Origin of the sequence: Pseudoalteromonas shioyasakiensis, assembly GCF_022398475.1 — a bacterium.
GTDB lineage: Bacteria > Pseudomonadota > Gammaproteobacteria > Enterobacterales > Alteromonadaceae > Pseudoalteromonas.
Genome location: NZ_JAKEVM010000244.1, coordinates 1 through 2,892, shown reverse-complemented (window position 1 = coordinate 2,892; position 2,892 = coordinate 1). Strand labels below are relative to the sequence as shown.

General features: G+C 40.6%; 1 protein-coding gene. It reads left to right on the top strand.

From position 1 onward, the window contains the following. The first annotated feature begins 140 nt into the window (after positions 1-140). Positions 141-2,807 (top strand): TonB-dependent receptor plug domain-containing protein, encoded by a 2,667-nt coding sequence (locus tag L1D51_RS21080; RefSeq protein ID WP_054564038.1) that lies wholly within the window; start codon positions 141-143, stop codon positions 2,805-2,807. Positions 2,808-2,892 lie beyond the last annotated feature (85 nt).

Sequence of the window (2,892 nt, the reverse complement as noted above, 5' to 3'; positions counted from 1 at the left end):
GAAAAACAATGGTTAAAAAACTGTTGACCAAAAGTTGTCCCTAATATTAGTATTTAATTCCCTTATGGGGTACTAGTACCTCTTTAAGGGGTAAAATAAATTAATAAAGTCATAACATGGATATGACCAGGGAGAATCAAATGTTAAATAATCAAGTTTCAAAAGCAGTTCGCTTAGCGATTGCTTTTGGTGCAGCGTCAACTGCTGCATTTTCAGCTTCGTCTTTTGCTGCTGAAGAAGAAGGTGTAGAAAAAGTTGAGCGAATCGAAGTTACAGGTTCACGTATTAAACGAACTGACATTGAGGGTGCAAACCCTGTTGTTGTAATCGACCGTGCATCTTTAGATAATTCAGGTCAATTAAGTGTTGCAGACGTATTAAACCGTTCAACATTTAACTCATTTGGTTCGATCCAACCATCATCAGGTAGTACTGCGCAAAGTCAGGCAACAGTAAACTTACGTGGTTTAGGTTCTTCAAGAACACTTGTTTTAATTAACGGTAAGAAAATGCCAGGTTCACCTGTTATGGGTGGTGGTGCAGCTGACTTAAATACCATCCCTTTTGCTGCTGTAGAGCGCATTGAAGTTATGGGTGATGGCGCATCTGCGGTATATGGCTCTGATGCGATCGCCGGTGTAGTTAACATTATTTTAAGAAAAGATTTTGAAGGTGTTCAAGTTCAGGGTCGTATGGGTACTCCGAGCCGTGATGGCGGTGGTGATGAGTCATCATTCTCAATTATCACAGGTCTTAAATCAGAAAACTCTAACCTAGTATTCAGCTATGAGCATGATGAGCGTGATATTATTTTTGCTCGTGATCGTTGGTTCTCACGTGCAACAGACGATGGCTCAGGTACATTCGCTGGTACAACAGGTCAAAGCTGGTATGGCCGTAACATTCTAGATATGCAAACATTTGAGTTTAACCCAATGATCACTGGTCAAGACTGTTCGCAGTACGGTGATTCATTTGCTTATCATAATGATGCACCAGATTTCCCTGCTGACGACGGCTGTCACTATGATTATACTGCTGTTGCTGCTGACGCTGCTTCAACAAAGCGTGACTCAGTATTTGTTAACTTTGATTATGACATCAATGATGATTTAATCTTTAACTTCCGTTCATTACATTCGCGTAATGAAAGCTTTGGTCGTTTCGCACCTGCAGCAGGCTGGTTTACATTCCCTATTGCGCTTGCTGAAGACACAGAAAAAGGCTTAATGGCTGTTAATGAAGGCGACCGTGGTTATTACCGCTTTAATAACGTAGGTACTTCACGTGACACTTGGCAAGTTAGCAACATGGCTGATTGGAGTGCATCTCTAAATGGTATGGGTGAAGTGTTTGATTGGCATGTAGATGCACACTATAACCGTTATGAAATGAACGAGTGGGGTCAAGGCTATGTTCATCGCCCAAGCGTAGAGAATGCGATCATTGATGGTTGGGATCCACGTGACCCAGATCAATCTGCGTATGCTACTCAATTAGCTAATATAGCCGCAAATAGTAACCGTCGTTCTGGTAGTACATTACGTGAAGTAACTGCAGGCGTAAGCTTTAATGAGTTAGCTACTTTACCTGCAGGTGAACTAGGCCTATATGTTGGTGCTAGCTACCGTGAAACTGATTACTTTGACCAAGCGGAAGCTCAAAACGAAGCGAAAAACATCATTGGTACTGCTGGTGGTTCAGCGGCAGGTGACCGTACAGAATCAGCTGTTTTTGCTGAAATGTTAATCCCTGTAGTAGACACATTAGAGTTAAACTTAGCTGCTCGATATGATGATTACAGCGATGTAGGTTCATCATTTGTTCCTAAAGTTTCACTTAAATACCAGCCATTTGATGAGTTAGTTTTACGTGCTGCTTGGGGTGAAGGTTTCCGTGCTCCAACGCTGGAAGATCTATATAAAGCACCACAAGAGTCAGCTTCATCAGCTAAAGATGTTGTGGTATGTACATCAGCAGGTACATCACGTTCTGATTGTCGTACTCAACAACATACAACTTACTTCATCGGTACTGATTCATTAAAACCTGAAGAATCAGAAAGTGTAAGTTTCGGTATGGTTTATAACATCACTGATAATATCGATATGTCAGTTGATTACTATGATATCGAAATCACTAACCAAGTTAGCTCGTTATCTACACAAGACGTATTTGACCTTGAGTTAGCTGGTCTTTTAGGTGACCCTGAAGATCCAAATGATAACGCTGCTGGTTATGACCAAGTATCTGTAGACCGTGGTGGTAATCCAACTGGTCGTTCGTTACTTGTTACTGCACCAATGGCTAACATCCCTGGTTTCTCTACAGATGGCTTAGATTTCAAACTTAACGCAGTATTTGACTTAGGTGGCGCAGGTCTACTTCGCTCTAAATTTGCTTGGTCAGAAGTACTTAGCTATGAAGAGCCAGATATCATCGGTTACCCTAACGTTGATAAAATTGGCCGTGCTGGCTTACCAGAAAGAAGAATCAGCTGGGGCTTAACATGGGATATCGAAGCTCACATGTTAAACGTAAATTGGAACCATATTGCTTCTACAGCTGAAGAAACTGAAGATGCAAATGATGAAGGTACTAAGTTCAAAGCAGTTGGTGAGTTATCTTCGTATAACATTATCGATATTAACTATACTTACGCAACGCCTTGGAATCTTGATCTAACACTAGGTGTTAATAACTTAGCTGATAAAGATCCAGTATTGAACTCTGAATTAGACTACGACGATACTCTTTATAGCCAAGTTGGTCGTCTGTACTATGCAGGTTTCAAATTTAAGTTCTAAACGAACGATTTAAATACTTGTATATTAAAACCCTGCGCTTGCAGGGTTTTTTATTTTATAAACAAATTCACTATAGGTTTTACAG